22 protein-coding genes and 3 tRNA genes are annotated in these 20,355 nt (G+C 36.9%); 3 read left to right on the forward strand and 22 right to left on the reverse strand.

The window, feature by feature from the left end; all coding sequences use genetic code 11:
• Positions 1-39: 39 nt before the first annotated feature.
• The 10 genes from PARA_RS06070 to PARA_RS06115 all read right to left on the reverse strand — a co-directional run bounded on the left by PARA_RS06070 (position 40) and on the right by PARA_RS06115 (position 8,336).
• On the reverse strand, positions 40-714 hold the full coding sequence (locus PARA_RS06070) for a TraX family protein (protein WP_231844648.1): 675 nt from the start codon (positions 712-714) through the stop codon (positions 40-42).
• A gap of 147 nt (positions 715-861) precedes the next feature.
• Positions 862-1,458: a hypothetical protein gene (locus PARA_RS06075; RefSeq protein WP_014064988.1), complete on the reverse strand. Its 597-nt coding sequence runs from the start codon at positions 1,456-1,458 to the stop codon at positions 862-864.
• A 92-nt stretch (positions 1,459-1,550) separates the two neighbouring features.
• A complete protein-coding gene (locus PARA_RS06080) occupies positions 1,551-2,021 on the reverse strand; it encodes a JAB domain-containing protein (protein ID WP_014064989.1) in 471 nt (156 codons plus the stop codon).
• 139 nt (positions 2,022-2,160) lie between these two features.
• The gene (locus tag PARA_RS06085; RefSeq protein WP_014064990.1) at positions 2,161-2,802 is read right to left on the reverse strand and encodes a DUF3560 domain-containing protein; all 642 of its coding nucleotides are present in this window, start codon (positions 2,800-2,802) and stop codon (positions 2,161-2,163) included.
• A gap of 107 nt (positions 2,803-2,909) precedes the next feature.
• The gene (locus PARA_RS06090; RefSeq protein ID WP_014064991.1) at positions 2,910-3,344 is read right to left on the reverse strand and encodes an STY4534 family ICE replication protein; all 435 of its coding nucleotides are present in this window, start codon (positions 3,342-3,344) and stop codon (positions 2,910-2,912) included.
• Between the two features lie 847 nt (positions 3,345-4,191).
• Positions 4,192-4,638 carry a type II toxin-antitoxin system VapC family toxin gene (locus PARA_RS06095; RefSeq protein ID WP_014064992.1) on the reverse strand — a complete coding sequence of 149 codons (447 nt, stop codon included), beginning with the start codon at positions 4,636-4,638 and terminating at the stop codon, positions 4,192-4,194.
• The gene (locus PARA_RS06100; protein WP_014064993.1) at positions 4,631-5,761 is read right to left on the reverse strand and encodes an AAA family ATPase; all 1,131 of its coding nucleotides are present in this window, start codon (positions 5,759-5,761) and stop codon (positions 4,631-4,633) included. Before PARA_RS06100 ends, PARA_RS06095 begins: the two co-directional genes overlap by 8 nt.
• Before the next feature lie 67 nt (positions 5,762-5,828).
• A complete protein-coding gene (locus PARA_RS06105) occupies positions 5,829-7,874 on the reverse strand; it encodes a DNA topoisomerase III (RefSeq protein WP_014064994.1) in 2,046 nt (681 codons plus the stop codon).
• 13 nt (positions 7,875-7,887) lie between these two features.
• The gene (locus tag PARA_RS06110) at positions 7,888-8,151 is read right to left on the reverse strand and encodes a hypothetical protein (protein WP_231844649.1); all 264 of its coding nucleotides are present in this window, start codon (positions 8,149-8,151) and stop codon (positions 7,888-7,890) included.
• A complete protein-coding gene (locus tag PARA_RS06115) occupies positions 8,148-8,336 on the reverse strand; it encodes a hypothetical protein (RefSeq protein WP_014064995.1) in 189 nt (62 codons plus the stop codon). Before PARA_RS06115 ends, PARA_RS06110 begins: the two co-directional genes overlap by 4 nt.
• Before the next feature lie 124 nt (positions 8,337-8,460).
• Between PARA_RS06115 and PARA_RS06120 the strand changes: the two genes are divergently transcribed.
• Positions 8,461-9,141: a hypothetical protein gene (locus PARA_RS06120; RefSeq protein ID WP_014064996.1), complete on the forward strand. Its 681-nt coding sequence runs from the start codon at positions 8,461-8,463 to the stop codon at positions 9,139-9,141.
• Positions 9,142-9,692: 551 nt separating this feature from the next.
• On the opposite strand, the gene PARA_RS06125 is transcribed toward PARA_RS06120, so the two are convergent.
• The 12 genes from PARA_RS06125 to PARA_RS06180 all read right to left on the reverse strand — a co-directional run bounded on the left by PARA_RS06125 (position 9,693) and on the right by PARA_RS06180 (position 18,531).
• On the reverse strand, positions 9,693-10,211 hold the full coding sequence (locus tag PARA_RS06125) for a lipoprotein (RefSeq protein ID WP_014064997.1): 519 nt from the start codon (positions 10,209-10,211) through the stop codon (positions 9,693-9,695).
• A gap of 26 nt (positions 10,212-10,237) precedes the next feature.
• Positions 10,238-10,660, reverse strand: a complete 423-nt coding sequence (gene ssb / locus PARA_RS06130) for a single-stranded DNA-binding protein (RefSeq protein ID WP_014064998.1) — start codon at positions 10,658-10,660, stop codon at positions 10,238-10,240.
• A gap of 245 nt (positions 10,661-10,905) precedes the next feature.
• Positions 10,906-11,379: a DUF3158 family protein gene (locus PARA_RS06135; RefSeq protein ID WP_005653583.1), complete on the reverse strand. Its 474-nt coding sequence runs from the start codon at positions 11,377-11,379 to the stop codon at positions 10,906-10,908.
• Positions 11,380-11,393: 14 nt separating this feature from the next.
• Positions 11,394-12,149 (reverse strand): PFL_4669 family integrating conjugative element protein, encoded by a 756-nt coding sequence (locus tag PARA_RS06140; protein WP_014064999.1) that lies wholly within the window; start codon positions 12,147-12,149, stop codon positions 11,394-11,396.
• A 224-nt stretch (positions 12,150-12,373) separates the two neighbouring features.
• Positions 12,374-13,597: an STY4528 family pathogenicity island replication protein gene (locus tag PARA_RS06145; protein ID WP_014065000.1), complete on the reverse strand. Its 1,224-nt coding sequence runs from the start codon at positions 13,595-13,597 to the stop codon at positions 12,374-12,376.
• Between the two features lie 149 nt (positions 13,598-13,746).
• Positions 13,747-14,298 (reverse strand): DUF2857 domain-containing protein, encoded by a 552-nt coding sequence (locus PARA_RS06150; protein WP_005653590.1) that lies wholly within the window; start codon positions 14,296-14,298, stop codon positions 13,747-13,749.
• Positions 14,298-15,998 carry a ParB family protein gene (locus tag PARA_RS06155; RefSeq protein ID WP_014065001.1) on the reverse strand — a complete coding sequence of 567 codons (1,701 nt, stop codon included), beginning with the start codon at positions 15,996-15,998 and terminating at the stop codon, positions 14,298-14,300. Before PARA_RS06155 ends, PARA_RS06150 begins: the two co-directional genes overlap by 1 nt.
• Positions 15,991-17,346, reverse strand: coding sequence for a replicative DNA helicase (gene dnaB / locus PARA_RS06160; protein WP_014065002.1), 1,356 nt, complete (start codon positions 17,344-17,346; stop codon positions 15,991-15,993). Before dnaB ends, PARA_RS06155 begins: the two co-directional genes overlap by 8 nt.
• 1 nt (position 17,347) lies before the next feature.
• Entirely contained in the window at positions 17,348-18,184 is an 837-nt protein-coding gene (locus PARA_RS06165) for a ParA family protein (RefSeq protein WP_005653598.1), read from the reverse strand.
• Positions 18,185-18,259: 75 nt separating this feature from the next.
• Positions 18,260-18,346 (reverse strand) — tRNA-Leu (locus PARA_RS06170).
• Between the two features lie 28 nt (positions 18,347-18,374).
• Positions 18,375-18,448, reverse strand: a tRNA-Cys gene (locus PARA_RS06175).
• 7 nt (positions 18,449-18,455) lie between these two features.
• Positions 18,456-18,531, reverse strand: a tRNA-Gly gene (locus tag PARA_RS06180).
• 255 nt (positions 18,532-18,786) lie between these two features.
• Here PARA_RS06180 and PARA_RS06185 point away from each other — a divergent pair.
• Together PARA_RS06185 and trxA are read left to right on the forward strand one after the other, a co-directional pair.
• Positions 18,787-19,896, forward strand: a complete 1,110-nt coding sequence (locus PARA_RS06185) for a methionine biosynthesis PLP-dependent protein (protein ID WP_014065004.1) — start codon at positions 18,787-18,789, stop codon at positions 19,894-19,896.
• Positions 19,897-20,013: 117 nt separating this feature from the next.
• On the forward strand, positions 20,014-20,337 hold the full coding sequence (trxA, locus tag PARA_RS06190) for a thioredoxin (protein ID WP_014065005.1): 324 nt from the start codon (positions 20,014-20,016) through the stop codon (positions 20,335-20,337).
• Positions 20,338-20,355: the final 18 nt, after the last annotated feature.

Genomic DNA, 20,355 nt, shown 5'->3' on the forward strand with positions numbered 1-20,355 from the left:
TTTGAATAATTTATTCTTCTTGAAGTAAAGATAGAAAAATTAGCTGATAAAAATATATTTTATTCCAACAATAATTGTTAAATGAACTGGGTAAAAAAGGTAAAAGAAAGCCTTAGGCATACGAGAGATTGAGAGATTACATTGACGAAGGCCTTTAGGGTGAAGAATAAATATCATTGTGCCAATTACAACAGCGACGACACTAACTGTTTCAACAATAGTTTCCCCGAAATTATCAATAAAACTGTGATTGACGAAAAGTGCGAGCAATACACAGGTTAGCATCGTAATAAGATGATATTGAGTATCTTTTGTTTGCAAAAAGAGATAACAACCAATGCAATATAAAAGCCCAGGTAAACCATAATCAGAGAGTGCGGAAAGAATAATAAAAAAGCCCAATCCCAAAAACATGACCCAGCTATTTAAGTCTTGACGGTTTTTATATACCCATATTACCCCGATTACAGATAAGAACTGAAATAGGACATTTAAACGGTCATAATTAGGCTCGAAAAGCGTAAAACTGATTTCAGATAAAAATGCGGTTGCTATCATCCAAGTGAAATAACTTTTAAAGTTCACTTTATCTCGAGATAAATTAAGCGCGATGATAAATCCAAACGCCACGTAGGAAAATCGCCCTATCACCCGACACCAAGATAGGGCCGGGTAAGCATTTGAAAAAGCCACGCCAATATGATCAATAATCATTGTAATGAGTGCTAACCATTTTAGGCATTCAGTTTGAGAAGAGGTTAAATAAGGCATCGTTATACTATTAAAAAGAGTTTTATTTATCATACCCTAAAAAGGAAAAGCCTATCTACTTTATGTAGATAGGCTTTCAAGGTAAATAGATTAATATTCATATCCGAGCATAATCGTTGTAGAGCTACGATCTGCTTCAGTGATGATAAAAACACTTTCCCCATCAATAAAATGCTGGCTCACAATGCGTTTATCCTTCTCTACGGCATGATCGTTTTCAATCCAATCTTCAACGCTGGTAGCACCCCAATCATAACCTAATTGTTTTTCAATTAAGCGATGAATGGTTGGCATTCCCAATAACTGTTTAGCGCAGATAGTACACAAAACATTCCCTAACTTAAGTGGTGTTCTTTTTGATTGGCATATATCCCAATCAAAGTGTCCTCTTTGCTCATCTTCACTTTCATCAGAAAAAGAAATCTTAGTTGTTCGATTCCCGTCATCATCTACTGAAGTAGAGAGTTGAATGGTGTCTTTACCATTATCTGCTTGATAGAAATTCATGACAATTTCTGCAAGCGGATGTGGCGGTTTTTCAATCCAATCTTTATTCCCCAGCATGATAATGCAGCCATTTTTATGCCACGAGATGACCTCATTGATCTTTTCGGTAGTTAATTCCGCTAAGATACGACGAGAGACGAAGATTTTTCCAAGTTCTAAAATACGATTTTCCTTACACATAAGTGTTTCTCCTAAATTTTTAAAATGTAAAAAGTAAAGGGGATAACACTGCCATTGAGGGTGTTATCCCCCAATGGGTGAAAGGTTGTTAGCTACATAAGATGATTATCAGTAAAGCAAAAAGACGCAGAACCAGAAACGATAAAGTGATCAAGTAATTTAATTTCCATTAATTCACAAGCTTCCTTTAATCTCTTGGTTATATATTTATCAGCATCACTAGGCTCAACATTTCCAGTTGGATGATTGTGCCCAATGATAATTGCTGATGCATTTAGCTTTAATGCCTGTCGAATAATCTCCCGAATCGACACAGAAATTTCTGAAACAGATCCTTGAAACATCACCTCAGATTTAATCAATCTGTGGATTCTATCCAAGAAAAGTACCACGAAATTTTCTCTTTCTTCATTACCTATAATGGTTTGAAAATAGAGTTTAGCTATTGATGGAGCAGTAAATTCCTGCGCACCTTGGTAAAAGGGCTTTTCTTCCATCACTTTAGTTAAAATAACCTGTGCCTGTTCTAAAATAGCTTGTTGTTGCTCGTTTAATTTAAACATTCGATATTCCTTCTAAAATAGGGAATATCGCCCATAAGGGATATATCCCCTATGGGTGAAAGTGCGGTCAAATTAACACACACTTTAATGGTACATAGTTTTAATAGAGTCCACTTTATTTAAAAAGTCTGACTTGCATTTACGCCCAAAGTAATTCGGCTAATTTTACTTTTTTCTCAAGCTCATTGACTGCTTTTTTAGCATAAGTGAGAGAAAAAGCATGTGTTCGCAATTCAGGTTTATCTTTAAGCTCTTGGTGTTTTTCTTTGGCTTTTTCCAATTCAAACTTAAAGAACTCAAGACTTTCCGGCATGGATAAATCAATTTTCCCTGCCATCTGTTCCCAATAAGCGATTTTACCGTCATAACTTTCTGCTTTACGCATTTCTTCAACAGACTTATCCATGCGCCTTGCATTACGTTCAATCAAGGCTCTATGACGTTTTTCGCTATGATGACCGATTTTAATCGGTTCCCCCAAGCGAAGAAATTCACGGCCTTCATTAGCAGCTTCACAATATTGTTCACTGCGTTTTAATGCATTATTAGCTGCGTTTTGATAACGCTCAGCTTTTTGTTCTGCACGAACTTGACTATTCACTCCATCACACCGGGTGAAGGAATAAAAATACGCATCCTCAGAGGTTTTTACGAGATTATGAATCTCCACTTCAGTCTCTTTACCGTATTTACTGGTTAAGATGATAACGTCACCTTTTTGGTGAGCATCCGGACATTTAGCAACAAAAACATTAGGGCAAAATTTAGCGTAAGTATTCATAGGTTTCTCCTCAAATAGAAATAAAAAAGGAGAAACCACCCATAAGGGGAGTTTCCCCTTCAGGGTAAAGAAAAAGCCAACAAAATTTGTTGTTGGCTTTCATCGGTTTATAGGTTAGTCATTCCTTGCTCATCTTGGCGTTTTGCTTGATATTTCAACTCACCATCAACTTTAATAAAGTTAATACGGTAGAGTCGTCCTTTAATCGACACGCCAGTATCACCTTTTTTGTGATATTCACTGTCTTTTGAATAAGTGAATGTGTCATACCACAAATCACTCATTACAAAGGAAACTAAGACTTTTTTCTTAGCTTCAACAGCTTCTTGACAGCGTTTGATTAAATTTACAGTTTCTTCACCGGATACGTTCATATCAAAAAAACGATATTCCGGAGAATCGGAAGAACCTGTAAGAGCAGCAATTCGACAAGCCCAAAATGCATCTCCTTTTTTCGGTTTGATTTCGCGAATATCGCTTAAATAACCAATGCCGGAAGTATGAAGATTGAAGTAATTTGGTTTTGCGTTTGGGTTAGACATAATGTTTCTCCTAAGTAGTAAAAAAGCGGAGAAACATCCTTACCCAACACGGGAAAAATGTTTCCCGCCAAGGGTTAAATTGTGATTAAACTAGAATAAGTAATCTTATTTTAGGTTAAGGGTGGTTTAAGGTGGCACACCTACGAATTATTCGTAGATTCTCCTTTCAGTGTGCTGGAAAAAATTTTGGCAATGATTCTACTTGCGCTAAGGCAAGGCGTTGCTTCTCAAGAATCGTGCAACTTCTTAAAGGCTGTTTTCACAGCACCTTAAAAACTGTTGTTATTAAAATCTAAAGCAAACTTTAAATGTATAAAAAATTAAAAATTCTATTTGGAGATATTTTACTCAAAAGAAAAGGTCACCCAGTTTCCTGAATGACCTTATAGTTTTTGACTATAGATTGATTAAATAAAAGTTAAGTAGGCCAAATTAATTTGATTCATAAAAATACTGATACGTTCGTTACCATATACGGATTTTTACGACTCGCCTTATCCGATTACTTTGTGGCCATTAATCGGTTATATCTGTGGCATCAAATTGACACAAAGGGCACCCATTGTTTCACCGGTGGGCTCCGGTAAGGAGAAAGTAGCAAGCCATTGCGAATTTTCAAAATGCACTTTGCAATACACTTTAAAAATCCGCAATGGCCAGCGATTTGAAAAGTCGAGAGTAAATTGGGGCGTTACTCCATCATTACTCTGATTAACTAGGTGGCACACCTCACAAGGAGCGTTAATCAATGTGAGAAATTCCTTTCAGCGTGCTGGAATCATTTTGGGCTAGTGTGAATTGATAACCGACAATTCACGAACGGTCTTACGAAGGCTTTAGTATAACATTAATTTGCTTGGCTCGCTATTAACTCGGTATGTAGTTTTTCCCAGGCTTGAATATCTGCATCATTTGAAGCAATTTTCAATCCGTGAACCTTAGCCGTTGAAAAGTGCATAATATCGAAGTTGTGTTTATCTATTTTTTTCGATTGCTCTCCTCGAGAGGCTCGGTATTTTTTTTCAAACCTAACGAGTTCTGTTGCTTTATCTGCAATAGATTTATCAATATTGAGGTTACTGATTAAAGCAAGGGTACCTTTAAACTTGGTATGATTGTTAATATTGTCCCAATCTACACCGCGTAATACTTCATAGTAAATTAAAGGCGTAATATAAATAACAAGGTCATCACTCTCTAAATAATCAGTAAGTTGCTTGTACTCTTCGCTACTAGAATCTTCTAGTGCACGAATCAAGAAGTTCGCATCAAGTAAAATTTTATTGCTACTCATGTGAACCTCTTAATAAATAAAGTAATGCTTTTTTTACATCTGCTTGGCTTGCTGCCGTTGTATTTTCAATTCTGATTTTATTTAGGTTTACTCCAAAAGCTTCTTCTAATAAATCAATCAACGCAGATTGACCCGCATTAGGAATAAGTTTAGCTGTTACACGATCGTTTTCTTTAACAAGGTTATAAGCGGCTCCATTAATCAACTGCGTTAAAATTAAAGATGAATGAGTTGTGATAATAAAATAAGTATTAGGGAAAATATTAGTTAATAGCGGTAGAATTTTAGTTTGCCATTGGATGTGTAAGTGACTTTCGATCTCATCAATAAGCACATAACCTGCCACATTCTCAATATCATCAGCGTTAGTAAAAAATGAATAGCCTGCAACGATGGCTTGTACAATTTTTATTAGTGAGGCAAAACCACTACTTAGTTCATTAAGACGACGCTCTTCGCCATCTAATTTAAAGGAAACGGTTTTTCCCCCGATAACTTTAAAATCTTTCGGATCAGCACTTATCCGAGAATCAATTTTATTTAGTACTCGTAATACAGTGAGTAACTCAACTTCACGATTATCCGCTTTATCTTGATAAGCATTAGAGGATAATGCTCGCTGAATAAACCATTCTTCAATAGGCGAATCCATGTTTAATGTAGAGAAATGTGTCCCCATACTTGAGATAATATTCTCAAAGTATTTCTTCTGCCGTTCTTTGTACTCACCTAAAGGAGTAATATAACCATAATCATTCTGTTTTATTTCCCCTCTATTTTGCGCACCCAGATAAACAACAGGGCGATCATGTATAAAGAATTCTTTTACTAGATAGTTTATTCGATATCCAGTGTTTTCATTCTGAAATTTAGACATCTCAAAGATAACATCATCATTTATGTGTGAGGAGTTAAATGAAAAATTTTTTTTATATGCATAATATTCACCGTCTCTTATCATGTCATTGGTGAACAGTAATAGTGTGTATAAGCACTCCAGTGTTTTTGTTTTCCCCACACCATTTGTACCAATTAATACACTCATTCGCTTATCTGAGAGTTGAAGATCAATATGACCTACTCCTTTCACATCAAAAAATTCGATATGTTGATTTAATAACATCGAGCACCTACTAGTTTGTAATGTCTGAATATTGATTAGTGTATCACTGAATAAAAATGTTTTGCTACTAATTCAATAAGCTTCGTAAAGATGAAATTTGCTCGCTAACACTTTTACTCGATGTTTTCTTAGAACTTTTCGCGCCCTTAGTATTCTTTTTGCTATCAAAATTTTCAATATGTTGGCAATTTGGATAAGCAGAACACCCCAAAAAAGCCCCATTTTTACCATTTCTTTTAATCATTGGTGCACCGCACTTAGGGCATTTACGAATTTCAATATTCCCCAAACTCATTCCCTTTTTAAGGCAATCAGCCATCAAATGCCGCACAAAGACTTCTTGTTTTTGCATAAACACTTCTAGCGAAAGCGTTCTTTCAGCAATTTGATTGAGCGCTTGCTCCCAAAGTGCGGTTAAACCAGGATCTTTTAACATCTGAGGTAAATTATCAATTAGCGTCATTGCTTCATCTGTCGCTAATAGTGATTTACCTTTCTTTTTCAAGAAACCTTTATCAATCAAACCTTGAATCGTTCCCGCCCGGGTGGCTTCTGTACCAAGCCCTTCAGTTTCTCGTAAGCGTTGTTTTAAACGCTCATCAGTTACAAAGCGAGCTGCATTTTTCATTGCGGTGAGCAATGTGCCTTCCGTGAAGTGATTAGGTGGTGATGTTTGTAAGGTTTTTATTTCTGAATCAGAAATCTGACAGATTTGTCCTTGCTTTAACGTCGGCAAGGCTTGAGGTGCATCATCATCTTCATCAAGTGATTTGCCAAATAGAATTTTCCAACCTGGAGCAATAAGCACATTCCCACGTGCACTTAATATATGTTGACCGCACTTCAAAATAATTTGTGTCTTATCTGTTTCAGAAACAGGTAAGAATTGAGCTAAATAACGACGACGTATGAGATCATAGAGCTTTAATTCTTCATCAGACATTTTGCTAATATCAGCTTTAATCATAGTCGGAATAATGCCATGGTGAGCAGTAATTTTTTTATCATTCCAAACTCGTGATTTTTGATTAAGGTTTAACATACCTGCAAGGGGTTGTAATCGATTATCGGATTGCAATAAACATTGGATAATTTTAGGGGCTTCAGCAAACTGAGACTCCGGTAAATAACCACAATCTGTTCTAGGATAGGTTGTCGCTTTGTGAGTCTCATAGAGTGATTGAGCTATATCCAATACCCTTTGCGCACCCAGTCCATAAAGGCGGTTAGCTTCTGATTGTAAGTCACTTAATGCAAAGCAAAGTGGAGCATTTTGTCTTTCACGTTTAGTTTCAACTGATTCCATTTTCGCTTGGCCCAATTGACGAATTTGCTGATTTGCTGCTTGTATAACTTGGGCAGACAAACAAAGTCCATCAGGATCACAATATTGCTCCGGAATAACATATTGCGTAGCAAAATGCTGATTTCCATCAGAAAGCATTACTTGCAAAGCAAAATGTTGCTTAGGAATGAAGTTTTTTATCTCACGGTCACGATTAACAACCAGGCTTAATGTTGGAGTTTGTACCCGCCCAACACTTAAAGGTTTCCCTTGATACCCTTGTTGTTGCGCTAATAAGGTATAGATACGAGAGAAATTCATACCAATAAGCCAATCTGCTCGACTACGTGCAAGTCCTGCATAGTAAAGAGGGAGAGTCTCCTCATTATCTTTAAGCGCACCCAAGGCTTTACGAATACTGGCATCATCTAGTGCAGACAACCAAAGGCGTTTTATTTGCCCTCGAAATCCTGCTAAATCCAGCAATTCTCTTGCTATAGTTTCGCCCTCTCTATCAATATCGGTTGCAATGACAACAAGTTTAGCTTGTTTGATAAGTTTCATTACGACGTTGAACTGTTTTTTTGTTTCTTTTTTAGGTGAAAGCCCCCATTTACCCGGGATAATTGGCAAGGTCTCAAAAGCCCACTTTTTAAAGGCAGGATCATATTCTTCAGGATTAAATTGCTCTACTAGATGACCAATTCCCCAGGTAACTGTAAGCTGACCATCAGGTGTTGATAAACAACCTTCACCACGCTTTGTCGCGCCTAATATTTTTGCAATATCATTACCTTGTGATGGTTTTTCACATAAGAAAAGTTTCATGATTGGATATCTCTTAATCTTCTATGCACTCTAATGAATTTCGCCAATCTGTGCAGGCACTAAGACGCCAAAATTTAATATTATCTAGATTCCATCCATTAACATAAGAATTCCAATAACGATAGTCTGAAGGCTGTGGAGCAAGTGAAGGTTTTTCTTCAAAACCGTATACTTCTCCTGTGGGCTGAGTCACCACATAACGTACCCAATCCGGTACAATATATTCTTTATCTCGATAGATTATTTTTTTCTTTTTATCAATGAATTCTATCATCATTTACTCCCTTTTTTCTGTAACGCATACTGTCTCAATTCTTCAGTAGAGATATATTGCAATCCCTTCCTAATGATTTCCTGCAAGATGTCGGTTTCCTTAATCATCACTTTAGTTTGAATAATTGTTTCAACTGTTTTTGCCTCAATCTGTTGCCAGAGTTCTGTTTCAATGTGTTTAGTTGGCATAAATCCCCTTAATCTAAATATTGAGAATAGATATTGATATTTTTGAGTTTTTAGATTAAAAATTAATAAGAAGCCGAACAATGAAAAATTGTTTTTTGTTAAGAGATAAAAAATGGGAGGTTGTATGCCTGCAGATTTTAATTTAAATGGGTTACATACTGCATATAATGAAGCCATCCGTCGTGGTGATTTTACTTTTGCTTTTGAAATTTCTATGCCACCTGGACGGTTCATTTTTTTTATGTTTTTTGCAGAAAATGATAAAAAATCTAAAGATCTTCTGTATTTATACTTACAAAATACAAATAAGTTGGAAGAAATCAAATTATACGGTAATCATCAGAATGGAAACTTCGAGATTTATTTTAATGACAAGTTAAAAGAAGCTATCAGAGCTGAATTAGAAATAGTCAACGGAAGAAATGGACCTTTTAACCTCTATAATTTTTTTGAGGAGCTAAATAGGAATATACCTCAGCATTTACCTGCTCAAGCTCAAATAGCGATTTTAAGACAATATTATCCGAATATACAGACAGGAATACCAAAGATAGTAAATGATGAAGATAAAATCTACTGGATGGGGTTTATGCGCCCTCAAGGCGGTGTGCCAAGAGAACAGACTTTAAGAAAACTCTATATTCATACCGAATGTAATCATCAGCAGATAGACCGCTTATTGAAGGCCATAGCACCTTATGGATTAACGTTGAGATGGACGGATAATCCAGACAGAGCAAAAAATGTGGATTTTGCTTCTATGATTAATGAATTAAACCAATACAGAGCTCGAAATGTGAATTAATCGGCTATGTAAAAATTAATAGAAATCATATCAGCTTGTGCTTTACGCCAATGCATAGTGTCGTTAAAAAGTTTCTCTAACAATTGAGCGGTTTCAGGAGAGGCGTAGTCAATAGCATGTATTGGCTTGCTATTACAAAACCGGTAAACCTAATAAAATATATTCACTTCATCTCTATGGGATAAATGTAAACAGAGTTGTATTTGTTAAATTAATTGTTCAAATTAAGTTTGATAAGCAGGATTTATAGTAATGCGACAATTAGTATGATTTATATGGTAAAGGTGATTTTCCATGTGGTTGGCCCTAATAGTTATTTTCCGTAATTAAATAGAAACATTTAACAGCAAATAATAACTTATTTAATAATAAACGAGGAGAATTATGCAAAAAAGCTCCTTTCATCATGGGGCGAGAATATTAGTAAGATAGAGTCCAGGAGTAACTGAAAGGTTCTCAATGGAAACTATAGTTATAAGACGGGGTTCATTATAAAAAATCCTCAAAAAAGCTCCAACATACGTTGGAGCAACAAGGAGAATTCATCATTATTATTTTATTGCTTTTATCACTTCTGATTTAACAAATTGAGCAAAATCAGATTCATTTGAGGATGCAATCCAAGAAATTCTAACCTTGCCATCCTCTTTTGCAAGCGTTATGTCAATTTTTCGACCGCCAACATAGCTATTTGCCATGTGATAATAGACACCAGGAGTAGCTTCATGAGCATGTCCTTCTTCATCTAAAAGCGATTCGTAACGTTGACGCTCATACCCGGATAGCCCACTTAATGCTTCCTCCCGCGTTTTGAATTTTAAATTACGTTTAATTTTTACGTAAAGAGAGTCAATATTTTTAGATGATGTAATTGAATCCTCTACGTTATAGCGATGAGAACGAGAACTTTGGGTGTAAGCCACACCGGAAGAACTCGATGACTTATTTCCCCCGCCAAGAACACTGCTAAGTTGACCTGCAGCATGACCAACCGCATCATTCAATGAATTTAATTCAGCACAACCACTTAAAGCAGCGACTGCAGATAAAACAAAAATTATTTTTTTCATCACGATTAACCTTAATTATATTGAATTCAGAATGGTATTGAATCATTAAAAGCATTTGCCGATGCATCTTGTTGTGGCATTGGCTGAGGATTATTTGCACCATCTGTACTTTGAGGGCGAGTACCTAACATTTGCATTACATCACCTTGGATTTCCGTGGTATAACGATCTTGCCCGTTTTGATCTTGCCATTTACGAGTACGCAAGCGTCCTTCAATATAAACTTGCGCTCCTTTCTTGAGATATTGGCCGCAAATTTCAGCTAATTTGCGATAAAAAACGATTCGATGCCATTCAGTCACTTCACGACGTTCACCGGTGTTTTTATCCGCCCAAGCTTCGCTAGTTGCTACACTGATATTTGCAACTGCTTCACCATTCGGCATGCTTCGCATTTCAGGATCATTACCTAAATGTCCCACGATAATTACTTTATTAATTCCAGCCATATTGATTTCTCCTAAATCACAAAATTAACTGTCAAGATTGTGCATTTTTTACATCTAATCCTTAAGGGTAAATTCAGTAAAAAACACAGAGATTTTTTAACACAACCACGAAAGGCAAAGGCTTTTTTTCGTTAAGGTAAGGGGCTTGTCCCCTTACCTTTAAAAGGCCTTTTAGTGAGCCGATCACAAACTATATAAATTAGCCGATTACAAACTAGAAGATCCAACGTTCACAAATGTGAATGTTATAAATGATCTTCTATCTCTTTAATTTTATCTACCGCACTTGATACCTGTCTCATCATAAAATTTAGTACGGAGACCTGCAGATTAATCAAAATGCGTTCTTTCTCAGCTGAGACAAGTTTTTGTCGTAAGTCTGAAGATAACTGAGGATTATTAAATACCGGATTTAACACAGCATCACCAGTCTTAGAGGCTTGAAAACTGCGCCAGCGTAAAAACGTCCCACCGGATGATGATGCTTTATCTCGGATCATGTGAATAGGTAATACACTAAGTTCACTTTTACGAACGTTCTGCAACATTTCATTCTGCTGCAACATTAAAGCTTCACGGACTGTAGCAAGGGATTCAGCTAGTAATTCATACTGTTGCACTGAGTCTAACTCACTGAATAACTGTTTCAGCGAGTCATTAAGTGGGGTTGTGCGTCCTAATTGTTTATACATATCAGAAGGAATGAGCACGTTATCCATAATCCCAATCTCCATTATTCAGTTTTATTTGCTGTAATTTTGACTTCAACAGAGCCATTATCATCTGATTCAGCAAGTGATGATTTTTTAATTGTTGGAGCAAATGTTGCACGTGTTGTACCGGAAAGCACATCAGGCGTTAAGGTATATTTCATACGTTTTACAGCAGCTTGATAGCGAGCGTTATTTTCAAGCGCATCTTGGCGTGTAATACCGGAATTTCTGTAATTCTCAAGCACACCAAATGCACGACGAATTAATTTAGCACCGGATTCTAACCAATCATACGCATCATCTTTTGTAAGTAATGCAATATGTGAAGCGGTCATCACTGTACGAGCTAACGAATCAAAATCAGCCAAAAGATACAATAATTGATAACCCAGCTGAGTATTCACAAAAATAGGGTATTGAATCGGAGCAATATTGGCGCAACGCTCAATTTGAAAGTTTTCAGGGATTTTCTCACTGTAGAGATTAACCATTCTCCAGGTCATATCTTGCATTTCTTTACGAAACCCTAATACTTTTTGTTCAAAACGAAGAAGATAATCATCAGCATAAGGATCATCTTGTTCGGCAGCTTGCTGAATTTGACTCAATAGAGATAGAGCATTAGGAATACTGAGAATTGATGATGTAACGACTTCCCCGGCTTCATTTTTAACTAAGTCACGACCATTCCAAAGACGTGTTGCATACTGAGTATGAAGCGTAAATGTAATCTCACTGCGTAACGGCCCAAGCTGTTGGTTGTATGTTGTTGTCATGTTATGTCACCTTTTATCATTTGGTTAAAATTTGTACTTTGTCCAGCCCCTGGACAGTGGTTAATTTTTGTTCACTGTGCAACCCTAGCACAGTGGTTAATTTTTGTTCACTGTGCAGTCCCCGCACACTGGTTAAAATTTGTACTTTGTAAAGTCCCTTTACAGTGGTTAAATTTTGTACTTTGTAGAACCCTTCTACACTGTTCACTTTTTGTATAGCTAATTTAATTGCAAATTGAAGCCTTAAATTGTCGAATGCGATCAGCTCTCGCTTTTCGCTCTTCTTCAGATTGCACTCGCATTGGTTTTATTGCGCTATCGGCTTTCACATTATTAACTAAGCTAGTTTCATCATGTTGTGATAACCGATTTTTTGATGATAATGATTGTGCTTGTGTAGCCAAAAATTGTTCATACAAATACGGTTTAAATTCACCACGGTGTGCACGTTGGATTAATGTCACTACATAGCCTTGTGGTTTTTTCACTTCACCTTTTATCACACGCTGTTCAAGCTCAAATAAAATCGCTTTACAGATTCCTAAATCAAGTCCACGCATTGCTTGCATAATTGCTGTTTTTTCCAATGATGAAAACTGAATATTAGTCGGCCAGTCAATTTCATCCGCATTACCAGTACAGTACGTATTTATATAAATACTAGTACTTGTACTGTACTGTGAAAAACCTGAGTTCCCTTTTGGAACTAAGTCTGAAATCAATGATTTATCGTTGTTTTGGGCACTGAGTTCCCTTTTGGAACTCTGTTTGATTTTGCTGAGTTCCATTTTGGAACTAAGGTGATTTTTACTGAGTTCCCCTGTTTTTTCACAGAGTTCCTTATTGGAACTTAGTAGGTTTTCTTGAATAAATGTTGATTCTTCTTGCTCTGAAATATCCATTTTTGGACGTTTTTGATAGTCTTGAAGGCGAGCTCGCATCCAGTCAATGTGAGAAATATAATGCCACTGAGTATTATCCGAGAGCAGGTTTTCTACAATATGGTTTGCTACACCTCGCACAAAGTTATCTCGATGCTGAATGGATTTTTCAAGGAGTGCGATGTAATCATGGTTTAATTGAATCGTATCAATGATTGGCATAGGTTCATCATGAAGGATGTAAAAATTACCCAATACTTGACCTTGCTCATTACGTACAGTTTCACAAAGTGTTAGCCAACGAGTTAATCTAAGTAATAACAACGTTTGGCTAACTAGCTTACGCGAGAGTTCTGCTTCATCATAAGGTTTATCTGAAAGTAATTTTGCAAGCACTTCGTATGATGGGAACATGCCTGATTGAAATTCTCTTGCTTTGTATTTTATAAGTTGCCATGCCAATTTTGCTCTTGATGTTAAATAAGGATCAAATAGCAAACGGGTTGGAACTGTTTCATGCTGGTTGCCAAAAAAGAGCAACCCATGCTTTTGTAATTTTGTTTCCATAATTTAATTCTCTCTGAGAATATTTCATTTTTATTGTTGCAATGTGCTTAAACATCTTTACAATAGCCAATGAACTTTCCCAAGTTCCTTACTAACGATATGAATAACGCCCAACTTAACGTAACGCACTAGGTTGGGCGTTATGTTTTTTAAGCTGCATTCCAGCGGCTAACAAGTTTCCAGATTTCAGTTAAATTAATACCGGTTTCTTCCGCAATTAAAATTAACAGCTCTAGTCCTTCTGTTGATTCAATTGTTTGAACATCACCTTTATGCTCTTGCCATAAGTCCCAAATTAATTTTTCTTCCTCTTCGGTTGCAGCTGGCTTACGTCCCATTGGTTCTTGTTTTCCAAGTAGGCTACGACGAGCAGATACTTTTGAAGTGGTTAAGCCGAAGTAGGAATTGAGCATTTGGATGGATGCACCTAACATTAATGCGCGATCAATAAGGCGACGTTCTTGTGACGACATGCGTACTCGAGCCACTAATCGCCAAAATGCATCGTGATTAATTTCAACTTTGGCAAAGGGAGCTTTGGTGTTAGCCAGTTCATAAACTTCCTCTGTGCTGAGTTTTTCAATTTCTTGCAATTCTTGTTTTGAGAAACCATAGTTCCGGCAAACATTGATATTGCCTTCTTGTAAATTAACCAAAATCTCATTCAATACCACTTGGTTTAAATTGCTGAACATGCTCATTATGCATCTCCTTCTGAACGAATATAGCGAACGAGGCGAATTAAACGGAATAATTTAACTAGCGTGGTATCATCAATTTCTTGAGTATTGAGTAAATATTCCGGTAATAAGGTGAAAGATGTCTGTGGGTGCACATCTGTTTGTAATAAATTTAAGAAGTCATAACACATCTGTGCTACACCGCTCACATCTTTATCTAATGGTTTTACGCGGTAAGTGTAATCAACAGGCTCTTTTACTACATGTTCAATGTAGTCAGTTAATCCAACACTTTCCGCAATATCGAGTGCTAGTGAATAAGCTTCTACTTTATGCTGACGACCAGGATAAATTTTCCAAATATCATCAACTGGTTGACGGCCTACGCAAGCAAAGCCTAATCCATTTTCTTCTGCACGTTGTTGGCGTTGCTCCTGAATGCTCATGCCTGGAGTAATACCAAATTGTTGAGTTAAATTTTTAGCAAAATCAAAAGAAAGGCCATCTGAACTAGCATTAGTTTCATTAAACTCTTCATTTTCTGTTTTATCATCTGCTTCATTCTCAAATGAAGGAGAGATTTCAACACTTGCTTGCTTTAATACTGGCGCAGGTATTGATTTTTTTTCAGGGGTAGTCATTTTTGGAGTATTGACTACGCTAGGTTGAGATAATGTGTCTAATGCGGTTTCTTGTGGCTGTGGCGTATTAAACGCTTGAACATCTTGGATGCTTTCTTGTACGCTTTGTTGTATTTCGTGTTGTTTTTGCGCCATTTTCTTGAATTTTTGCTCATCGAGATCAATTTCAAGGTAAAGGACTTCATAACTAACACGATCGCCTAACATGGATGACATTTCATCAATGAGATGGTCTTGGAATACTTTGATATGAAACGATTGGTCATCATTACAACGAGCTAGGCTGTGTCCCCAAATTTCATCAAAGGACACTTCCAATTCAAATTGATAATTTTGCCAAATGGCTAAGGCGTTATTACGAATCGCAAGCAATTTATCAATTGGCGCATTACCTAAACCGTTAAAAAGTACATCCGGGATATAAGGATAAAGATACTCAATGCAACGTCCCATCTTCGCAATCATTGAAAATTGAATGATATACCCATCTTTTTCTAACTCACTTGAAAGCTCGCGAGCAGAAAGGGATTTTCCTAACTTTTTCTCGTAGTATTCTTTGGCTTGCTGAATACCTAAGGCTTTCTCAATAAAGGTTAAGTCTGCACGGGTATCATTTTCAATTAAATGACCAATAAGCAAATCTAATTCCGCTTCTACACTATCAGCACTTTCACCTTTCCAGGGTTTATATAAGCATTCAATAGACCAAAAACGTTGATCTTGAGTCTCTGTAAATAGTTCTTTTAATGCTTGAATACGAGTATTCCCACCGTCAGCAATGATATAGAAAGGTTCACCAGGTCGTTGAGTGATATTTGGTTTATGATCAAGACCACGACGACGAATTGACTCTTTAATCATTTCAAAGTTAGGATTACGTGTCTTACGAGGGTTGTGTTCATAAGGGCGTAATTTATCTAACGTAACGGTAATGTATTTAGATTGCGCAGGATAATGTGTTGCTGTTGTTGTTTGATAAGCAGCAGACTGATTATTAATAGGTTGAACATTTAATCCTTTCGCAATCGCGTCTAATTGACTTTGTTGTTTTTTATTTTTAGCAATAAATGGATTATTCATAATATCTATCCTGTGTCGTTAAATTCTCAAAAATGCTGTATTGACCTTGAAACAGTGTTTTTACTGTGGCTAACGGGCCATTACGCTGTTTACCAATGATGATTTCCGCAATGCCTTTATCTTCTGTGTCAGGGTTATAAATTTCATCTCTATAAAGATGAATGATGACATCAGCATCTTGTTCAAGAGAGCCGGAGTCACGTAAGTCGGCATTGATTGGACGCTTATTAGCTCGATTTTCTAAACTTCGGTTTAGTTGAGATAATGCATAAATTGGGCATCCAGTTTCTTTGGCTAATTTCTTTAAATCATTGGATATTTCGGCAAGTTCTAAATTGCGATTTTCAGTTTTACTTCCGGTTCTCATTAGTTGGATGTAATCAATGAAAATCGCTTTAGGTTTGCCGTATAGACGAGTGTTTTTACGTACTTTGGCGCGTAAACAATGAGGTGTTAAAGAAGCTTCATCATCAATTAACAAACGACCTTTCCAGTCTTTTTTAATTGTCCCCATTGCATTAGCAAGGCGAGTCCATTCTTCCTCTTCAAGCTCAGTCGCTTGACGAATAGATTGCAAGCTGACGCGAGAGCGCATTGCCATAAAACGTTCTAATAGTTGATCAGCTGGCATTTCTTGACTGTAAAATTGGATAGGGCTGTCTGGAAATTTATCTAACGTACTTGCGGCAATCGTTTGTGCAAAGGTTGTTTTACCCATTGCTGGACGAGCTGCAATAATGATAAGTTCTCCTGGTTGACCGCCTGTTGTTGCTCTATCTAATTCAATAATGCCTGTTGGTGTTCCACTAACTGGATCGGCATTAATAGAGGACGTTTCCATGCGAGAAAGGATTCGCTCGAAACTTGCATTAAGATCAGCAACACCATCCGTCTCTTGTTCGATGACAATATTGGTATATTGCTTATCAACACTTTCCTCAAAAGAAGTTAATTCAATTTCATCTTTTGAAGATTGCATTTCAGTTACAATAAACTGGCCCAGGGTCAAAAAACGACGTTGTTTGCTATAACGAGAAATAATCTCAGCATAGGCAGTGATATTTGATGCAGAAGGAGTATTGTGAATAACTTCTGCTAGATATGCTAATCCCCCTATCTGCTCAATCAGTTTTTTATCTTTGAAATACTGCTCCAAAGTTAAAATATCAGCGGGTTTTCCTTGTGTTAATAGATGGCTAACACCTTCAAACAATACTTTATGAGCTGAGACATAAAAATCATCAGAGCGCAGTAAAGTTGCGATCTCATCAAATTTGTCATTATCAATAATGAGAGCACCAATGACCGCACTTTCCGCTTCAATAGAAGCAATAAGTTTATCAGTCATATTAGCCTTCCTTTTTCATTGGTTTATCAAAAAGTGTTTTAAATTGAGGGAGTAACAAGCAACACAGTTCTTTGATAACAGGATATTCAGCTTGGCTATGGCGATAAACTGGCAATGAATAAGTTGCAGCTTCTCTATATGCCACATGCGCAGGGATTGAAAAATCAAGGAAGGTTTTGCTTTCATCAAAATTGGTTTCAAAGAGTACGTGTAATTGATTGAGTACAAATTTCACGTCATTAGTATTATCAACGCAATTTGCGATAGCTTTGAGAGGTGGTAATTTGAAGCCAAATGATTCAAAGGTTTCTAAATCTTGATACATTCCGATAGTTCCACGGATAAATTCTTTCGCAGAAAGAATGTGTGGAAGAATAGGGCAGAATAGGATGTCAGCTGCTAAGACAGACATATCGACAGTAATGTCTCTAGTACCTCGAGTATCAACCACAATAACATCATAATTATCAATGTTTTTAATTAAGTGACTAAATCGAATTGCACCATCAGGGGCATTACGTAGAGTTTGACTTACATTGTTTGATGGGTCATTTGATTGAATTAAATCCAAATTTGGAATGGATGTTTTTGAAATGATATGGGAAGGTTCAATATCACGACGGGTTAAAAACTCATAAATACCACCGGGAGCTTCTTCAGTTAAAGCATAATAAGAGCTTAAGGTTGGTTGAGTATCAGTATCAATAAGAAGAGTTCTTAAACCGTGGTCAGCGCAGAACGCCCCAATATTGGCAGCATTTGTACTTTTTGCAGAACCGCCTTTAGTACAAGCGACAGTAATAATATAAGGTTTTTTAGAAATAGAAGAGAAGTCCATAATTCCTCACCTAACGATAATTAAAAATTAAAGTTAAGTATTGGACTAGGTACTGATTATTGGTTTGGAATTAGATGGTGCCCGAAGCCAGACTTGAACTGGCACGCCTCGAAAGGCGAGGGATTTTAAATCCCTTGTGTCTACCGATTCCACCACTCGGGCATCGAGTGATTAACTAACTGCGTGGTTATGGAGGCGTGTCCCGGAGTCGAACCGAGCTACATGGATTTGCAATCCAGTGCATAACCGCTTTGCTAACACGCCGTTAGTTTGGAGCGGGAAACGAGGCTCGAACTCGCGACCCCGACCTTGGCAAGGTCGTGCTCTACCAACTGAGCTATTCCCGCATACGCTGTTAGTGCGGTGCATTTTACGGGAATTTGAAATTCTGTCAATCGAAGATCTTAAAAAAAAATTCAAATGTTGAAAAAATCTTCGTTTCGGTTGAAATTACAGCAAAATTTGGCACAAGAATATAATTTTCACAGAGTTTTCAATTTCTACTTTTATCGTGAGTGGCTTTATGACAAAATTGGAGCGTTTTGCTCGCCATTAAATAAAGAAAAGTGCGGTCAAGTTTTTGCATGTTTTAGAGGTAAATTATGACACAACAATATTCTATCGATACATTATTAGCCCAAGCGGGGAATCGCAGTGATGAGCGCACAGGTGCGGTTTCAACGCCAATTTATCTTTCAACAGCTTATGGCCATCATGGGATTGGTGAAAGTACGGGCTTTGATTATACCCGCACGAAAAACCCAACGCGTAGTGTTTTGGAAGATACAGTTGCAAAATTAGAGAATGGTGATCGTGGTTTTGCTTTTGCTTCTGGTATGGCGGCAATTCAAGTGCTGATGAATTTATTTAAAGGTCCAGATGAATGGATTGTATCAAGTGATGTATATGGTGGAACTTATCGTTTATTGGATTTTGCCTATAAAAATAACAACAGCGTAAAACCCATTTATGTGAATACCGCTTCTTTAGCTGAAATTGAAGCTGCGATTACAGTGAATACAAAAGCGATTTTTATTGAAACCCCATCAAATCCATTAATGGAAGAGTGTGATGTTGCAGAAATTGCGAAATTAGCGAAAAAACACAATTTATTAATGATTGTGGATAATACCTTCTTAACTCCTGTGCTATCTCGTCCATTAGATTTAGGGGCAGATATTGTAATCCATAGTGGCACGAAATATATTGCAGGTCATAATGATAGTTTAGTTGGCTTGATTATTGCAAAAGGACAAGAGCTTTGTGATCGTATCGCCTATATTCAAAATGGCGCAGGTGCCGTACTTTCGCCGTTTGATTCCTGGTTAACCGTGCGTGGAATGAAAACCCTTTCATTACGGATGAAACGCCATCAAGATAATGCGAAGGAGATTGCAGAATTTTTACGCGAACAGCCACAAATTGATAGTGTGTTATATCCAAACAAAGGCGGTATGCTGTCTTTCCGTTTGAAAGATGAAAATTGGGTCAATACGTTCTTAAAATCAATCAAGTTGATTACCTTTGCAGAAAGCTTAGGGGGAACAGAAAGCTTTATTACTTATCCAGCAACCCAAACCCATATGGATATTCCAGAAGCAGAACGCGTCGCTCGTGGTATTACAAACACATTATTGCGTTTTTCTGTTGGTTTAGAAGATGTAGAAGACATCAAAGCCGATTTATTACAGGCATTTGCACAACTTAAATAATTAGTTTTTATCAATCGGACTAATCTGTGCAATTCAATATGCCTTGTGCTATTATGCATAACATCAATTAACGCTAGGTGTTGATTTGTCAGCACCTTATTAAATAAGGAAACAAAAATGAGCGAAGTATTACATATTAATGATGCAGATTTTGAAACTGCGGTTGTGCAATCAGATATCCCTGTATTAGTGGATTTCTGGGCACCTTGGTGTGGCCCTTGCAAAATGATTGCGCCAATTTTAGATGAAATCGCACCTGAATTCGCAGGTAAAGCAAAAATCGTTAAAATCAACGTAGATGACAACCAATTAGTGGCAGGTCAATTTGGTGTACGTAGTATCCCAACTTTACTACTTTTCAAAAATGGCCAACTTGTTGCAACACAAGTGGGTGCGTTACCAAAAAATCAATTAGCAGCGTTTATTAATCAACACCTATAATTGAGTTATCAAATATAA

This window comes from Haemophilus parainfluenzae T3T1 (genome assembly GCF_000210895.1).
Lineage (GTDB): Bacteria > Pseudomonadota > Gammaproteobacteria > Enterobacterales > Pasteurellaceae > Haemophilus_D > Haemophilus_D parainfluenzae_A.